The sequence below is a fragment of the Desulfosarcina sp. genome (genome assembly GCF_041551955.1).
GTDB lineage: Bacteria > Desulfobacterota > Desulfobacteria > Desulfobacterales > Desulfosarcinaceae > Desulfosarcina.
On record NZ_JBFELV010000395.1, the window covers coordinates 1 to 4,876 of the forward strand.

Consider the following 4,876-nt stretch of genomic DNA (forward strand, 5'->3'; position numbering starts at 1 on the left):
CGGCCCATGAAAGGCTGGGTGATGGTCGAGCCGAACGGCATTGAAGCCGACGAGGCCCTGACCGGCTGGCTGAAAAAAGCGCGCGGCTTTGCCCAGGCGCTTCCTCCCCAAGCATGAAGGCGCCGGCCATGACCATTCCTGAAACCCTGCTGGACGTCCGCACCCACACGGAGACGGGATATCGCCCGCTGGTCGATTTTGGTGCCTGGCGGGTGGCCATTTTGAATTACAGCGACGAGCTGAGGCCGGAAAACATAACGGCCATGCAGCGCCACAATGCTACCGATGAGGTGTTCGTGCTGCTGCGGGGGCGGTGCATTCTGTATGTGGGCGAAGGCGATGATTCCATCACCGTCATCCATGCGCAGCCCATGGCGCCCCACACGATCTATAATGTCAAAAAAGCGGTCTGGCACACGCACACACTCAGCCCGGAGGCCATGGTTCTCGTGGTGGAAAACCAGGACACGACTTACGACAACTCGCCTTTTTGTCCGCTCACGGCCACACAGCAGAAAACGATCTGCAAAATGGCCGCAGACCATGGATTATAGTCCAGACGTCAACTTGGGGTTGTTTCGATGGCGGCGGCTGTCCCGAGCCGTCTTTTTTTGCAGGTTTTTGGAAATAGCGGCTTCCAGGTCCACCCCGGTCTGGTTGGCGATGCATACGAGAACTAAGAGCACGTCGGCCAGTTCGTCGCCGAGCTCCGTTGCGCTGCCCGTTCCCTTGAAGCTTTGCTCTCCGTAGGTCCGGGAAATGATCCGGGCCAGCTCCCCGACTTCTTCCATGAGCACGGCCAAGTTGGTCATTTCGGCAAAGTAACGCACGCCGTAGGTTTTGATCCACTTGTCTACGGCTGTCTGCAGCGCTTTGACGGTCAGCGGTGCGATTCCGGGTTTTTCTATCTCAGTCAGCTTCTTCATCTTTATATGGTGTCTATCCGCAAATGGTAGATTTTGGTTCAGGCCAAGGCCGCAGCGAGGTTGAAACCGGAGGCGTAGCAGTGCTACGTCGAGGATTTCAACTGAGCGAGAACGCCGGCCTGGGCCGAAAGATGCTATTTGTGGGTGGGCGCTATTTAATATGGGCCACCACATGCCCCAGCTCTGGAAAAATCAGCGCCCTACAGGCCAGCTGACAGGCTTTTTTGCTGCCGGGCATGCAGAAGACCACGGTGCCGCCGACAACGCCGGCCGCTGCGCGAGAGAGGATGGCAGCGGCATCGATCTCTTCGTAGCTGAGCTGGGCAAAGATGGCCCCAAATGCGGTCATCTCCTTGGAAAACAAGGGTTTGATGGCTTCGATGGTGACATCTGTTGGCGTGATGCCGGTGCCGCCGGTGATCAGCAGGGCCTGAAGGCCGTGGTTGCGGATGGCCCACAATGCGGCATCGCGAATGGCGGTGATGTCGTCGGTGACCACCTGGTGGAACCGGACGTCGTGCCCCTCTTTTTTGGCCCGCCGGGCCATCCATTGACCGCTCTCGTCCTTTTCGATTCCCCGGGTGGTGGAAACCGACAGGATGCCGACACCGACCGAAGCCGGTGCCGATTGTCGATGCTGGTTTACGCCCATCGGTTATACCTGCCTTGTTGTAACGTTTGCCGACCGACACGCCACGAGAAGGGTGCGATCGATTTCAAGTTCAAGTGCCCCATCTGTCGCGGATGCACGTTCAACGTTCAAGGATCCATCCAGAAAGGGCAGATTCGGGTTCAGGTCCCAATCGTAAAGCACGCTGGCCTCGGCGACAAGATGCCGTTTCTGATTGGACAATATCTAACCCATGGCCCACATCATGGCAAGTGAATATCCTTGCATTTAAAAAGGCTTTTTTCTATGGTCAACTGCAAAATAGATCGTCGTTTCAAGAACCATGTGGTCTATTGAACGCGTTTCAACCGGAGCTCTTTTATGGCGTTACCCTGTACCGGCGTGATCCTCGCCGGCGGTCTAAACAAACGGTTCGACGGACAAAACAAGGCCTTCATCCGCATCGGCGGGAAGCGGATCGTGGACCGCCTCCTGGAGGTCTACCTCGGGCTGTTCGAGCAGATCGTTCTGGTGACGAACGACCCGGCTGCCTACATGGACGTCGATGCCCTGATCGTTACCGACCACTATTCAGTGCGCAGTTCGCTCAACGGCCTTCATGCGGGCCTGTTCGCCGCTGCCCATGAACACGCTTTTTTCGTCGCCTGCGATACGCCTTTTATCAAGGTCGCATTGATACAGCGATTGCTGGACACGGTTACGCCCAAAGCGGATATCGTCATTCCATCCACATCGGCCGGCTACGAGCCGATGTTCGCCGTGTACAAAAAAACCTGCCTGCCGGCCATGGTGTGGCAGTTGGAGCGGGATCTGTTGAAGATCCAGGGGTTGTTTCGAAAGTTGCGGGTGAAAACGGTTGACGAGGCCGCCCTGAGAAGGGAGGATCCGGAACTGGTCTCTTTTTTCAATGTCAACTCGCCTGCGGATCTGGTGCGGGCGGAAGCCATACATAAGCAAAATGGTTGAGGAGTGAACGGGAAAATGAATGCGAGCCGATTAATTTCCAAGATTAAAACCCATCCGGCCTACGACCGGGTAGGCATGATTCTGTGCCACAACGGAGTGGTTCGAGGGACGTCCCGCGACGGCCGAAAGGTGACGGGGCTGCGGGTGGCCGTGGATCGTCAGCGACTGGCCAAGGTGCTTGACGAACACCGATCTCGTCCGGGCATCGTGGATATCCAGGTGGAGATTGCCGCCGATGCTGACCTTTCCATAGGGGATGATGTGATGCTGCTGGTGGTGGCCGGCGACGTCCGGGAGAATGTCATCGATGCCCTGACCGATACCCTGAACGCCATTAAGACGACGGTGACCGCCAAAACCGAGTTTTTTTCTTAGATCGTTCCAGGACCGGGAGGGATGCATGTCCGAACTGACCCACATCGATGACAAGGGCCGCGTGCGCATGGTGGACGTGACCCAAAAAAAAACATCCCAGCGGACCGCTGTGGCACAGGCCGTGGTCCTTATGTCCGCGGAGACGTTCCAGCGCATTGCTGCCGGCACGGTGTCCAAGGGCAATGTTTTGGAGACAGCCCGCATTGCGGGGGTGATGGCAGCTAAAAAGACCGCTGACCTGATCCCCATGTGCCACCCCTTGAACCTGACCCACGTGCAGGTGGATTTTTTTCCGGACGCTTCCAGTCACACCATCCGCATCGAGGGGACGGCGCGTATTGTCGACCAGACGGGGGTTGAAATGGAGGCGCTCACAGCCGTTTGCGTGGCGGCGCTTACCCTCTACGACATGTGCAAGGCCGTCGACAAAGCCATGACCATCACCGACGTCCGCCTGCTCAAAAAAACCGGTGGAAAGAGCGGCACGTTCGTCAGGGAAAACACCACCCATGAATAAAACAGACCGATTCTGTTCTGCGGTTAAGCGGGTCGCCTTTGGGGTGACCCTTTTTATGGCCGCGGGTTGCGCCTTTTTTCCCAAACCTCCCGCCAAGCCTGCGGCATCATTGGTCCGACTGGCCGTGGAGGAGTATCCCGATTTTTCAGACGATCTGTTTCTGGACAACCTTTCTTACGGCATCGGCAAAAGCCTGGAATATCTCAACCGGGTGCCTGCCGAGCGCACCTTCCGCTTCGGAGAGGACACATACAGCGCCCTTCACCTGATTCGGTCGCTGGAGACACTGCAGGCTTTCGTGGAAACAAGGCCCGAACCGGCAGCGGTCAACCGGTTTATAGCCGACCGATACCGGGTGTATCGGTCAAGCGGGGGGCCGGACAGCGGACAGGTGTTGTTTACCGGCTACTATGAACCCCACCTCCAGGGAAGCATGACCCCCGACGCCCGCTACCGCTATCCGGTGCACGCCATGCCCGGTGATTTGATGGTGATCGACCTCTCTCTTTTTTCGCAAGACCTCAAGGGCAAGCGCATCGTCGGCCGCCTCCAGGGCAACACCTTGGTGCCCTACCCGGATCGGCAGGCGATCGAGGCGGACACCGGCTTTGCTCAAAAAGCGCCACCCCTCGCCTGGGTGGATGACCGAATCGATTTGTTTTTTTTACAGATTCAAGGCTCCGGACGGATCTACCTGGCCAACGGTTCATTCATTCGGGTGCACTACCACGGCTCCAACGGACAGCCCTACCGCAGCATCGGCCGGCTGCTCATCGACCAGGGCAAAATCCCGGCCGAGGAGATGTCCATGCAGCGGCTCAAGGCCTATCTGCAAGCGCATCCGGCCGAGGTCGACGCAGTGCTCAACCATAACCCCAGTTACGTATTTTTCAAAACCGAAGCATCCGGACCCATCGGCGCCATTGGCGTGGACTTGACACCGGGGCGATCCGTTGCCGTGGATCGCCGGGTGTTTCCCATGGCTGCGCCGGCCTTTCTGCAAACGCAGATCCCGGTGGTGGACGGCAGCGGCCGCATCGACCGGTGGATGGATTTTTCGGCCTTTGCCCTGAATCAGGATACCGGCGGGGCCATCCGGGGGCCGGGACGGGTGGACATCTTCTGGGGCAACGGACCTTACGCGGAGATTGCTGCTGGCCACATGCAGCACAAAGGGACGTTTTTCCTGTTGGTGCTGGTTCCCGAGAGGCCCTAACCCGTGCTCCCGCAGGAATTGATTTTGCCCCTGATTTCGCTAAATAGCGTCGTGCCTTAGTCTTGACACCCCCTGTCAAAACCAGTAGTGTTGCCCATTTTAGCAGGCATGCACGTTTAGCGCAGTAAAGGAGACAATCATGTTCGGTATCGGAATGCCGGAAATGATCCTGATTCTGGCGGTGGCCCTGATCGTCATCGGGCCCAAGAAGCTGCCGGATCTGGCCAAGTCGTTAGGAAAGGCCA

The 4,876-nt window shown here is 57.7% G+C and carries 8 protein-coding genes; 6 read left to right on the plus strand and 2 right to left on the minus strand.

Going from position 1 to position 4,876, the window contains the following annotated elements; genetic code table 11:
* The first annotated feature begins 128 nt into the window (after positions 1 to 128).
* Entirely contained in the window at positions 129 to 554 is a 426-nt protein-coding gene (locus tag ABYV26_RS20935) for a hypothetical protein (protein ID WP_372683302.1), read from the plus strand.
* On the opposite strand, the gene ABYV26_RS20940 is transcribed toward ABYV26_RS20935, so the two are convergent.
* Positions 549 to 926 carry a nucleotide pyrophosphohydrolase gene (locus tag ABYV26_RS20940; RefSeq protein ID WP_372683303.1) on the minus strand — a complete coding sequence of 126 codons (378 nt, stop codon included), beginning with the start codon at positions 924 to 926 and terminating at the stop codon, positions 549 to 551. The two genes, ABYV26_RS20935 and ABYV26_RS20940, sit on opposite strands and share 6 nt — an antisense overlap.
* A 151-nt stretch (positions 927 to 1,077) precedes the next feature.
* The gene (locus tag ABYV26_RS20945; protein WP_372683304.1) at positions 1,078 to 1,578 is read right to left on the minus strand and encodes a molybdenum cofactor biosynthesis protein B; all 501 of its coding nucleotides are present in this window, start codon (positions 1,576 to 1,578) and stop codon (positions 1,078 to 1,080) included.
* 339 nt (positions 1,579 to 1,917) lie between these two features.
* On the opposite strand from ABYV26_RS20945, the gene ABYV26_RS20950 reads away from it, so the two are divergent.
* From ABYV26_RS20950 to ABYV26_RS20970, 5 genes are all read left to right on the plus strand, one after another.
* A complete protein-coding gene (locus tag ABYV26_RS20950) occupies positions 1,918 to 2,523 on the plus strand; it encodes a molybdenum cofactor guanylyltransferase (RefSeq protein WP_372683305.1) in 606 nt (201 codons plus the stop codon).
* A gap of 15 nt (positions 2,524 to 2,538) precedes the next feature.
* Positions 2,539 to 2,898: a molybdenum cofactor biosynthesis protein MoaE gene (locus tag ABYV26_RS20955; protein ID WP_372683306.1), complete on the plus strand. Its 360-nt coding sequence runs from the start codon at positions 2,539 to 2,541 to the stop codon at positions 2,896 to 2,898.
* 25 nt (positions 2,899 to 2,923) lie between these two features.
* Entirely contained in the window at positions 2,924 to 3,415 is a 492-nt protein-coding gene (moaC, locus tag ABYV26_RS20960; protein ID WP_372683307.1) for a cyclic pyranopterin monophosphate synthase MoaC, read from the plus strand.
* The gene (locus ABYV26_RS20965) at positions 3,408 to 4,631 is read left to right on the plus strand and encodes a murein transglycosylase A (RefSeq protein ID WP_372683308.1); all 1,224 of its coding nucleotides are present in this window, start codon (positions 3,408 to 3,410) and stop codon (positions 4,629 to 4,631) included. The genes moaC and ABYV26_RS20965 overlap by 8 nt, the downstream gene beginning before the upstream one ends.
* Before the next feature lie 154 nt (positions 4,632 to 4,785).
* Positions 4,786 to 4,876, plus strand: a 91-nt coding sequence (locus ABYV26_RS20970) for a twin-arginine translocase TatA/TatE family subunit (protein WP_372683309.1), incomplete at its 3' end; no start/stop codon positions are given.

What these genes read in the sequence shown, in the direction of transcription:
- ABYV26_RS20935 (WP_372683302.1), top strand. Translation starts at nt 129, where the DNA reads ATGACCATTCCTGAAACCCTGCTGGACGTCCGCACCCACACGGAGACG.
- ABYV26_RS20940 (WP_372683303.1), bottom strand. Translation starts at nt 926, where the DNA reads ATGAAGAAGCTGACTGAGATAGAAAAACCCGGAATCGCACCGCTGACC.
- ABYV26_RS20945 (WP_372683304.1), bottom strand. Translation starts at nt 1,578, where the DNA reads ATGGGCGTAAACCAGCATCGACAATCGGCACCGGCTTCGGTCGGTGTC.
- ABYV26_RS20950 (WP_372683305.1), top strand. Translation starts at nt 1,918, where the DNA reads ATGGCGTTACCCTGTACCGGCGTGATCCTCGCCGGCGGTCTAAACAAA.
- ABYV26_RS20955 (WP_372683306.1), top strand. Translation starts at nt 2,539, where the DNA reads ATGAATGCGAGCCGATTAATTTCCAAGATTAAAACCCATCCGGCCTAC.
- moaC (WP_372683307.1), top strand. Translation starts at nt 2,924, where the DNA reads ATGTCCGAACTGACCCACATCGATGACAAGGGCCGCGTGCGCATGGTG.
- ABYV26_RS20965 (WP_372683308.1), top strand. Translation starts at nt 3,408, where the DNA reads ATGAATAAAACAGACCGATTCTGTTCTGCGGTTAAGCGGGTCGCCTTT.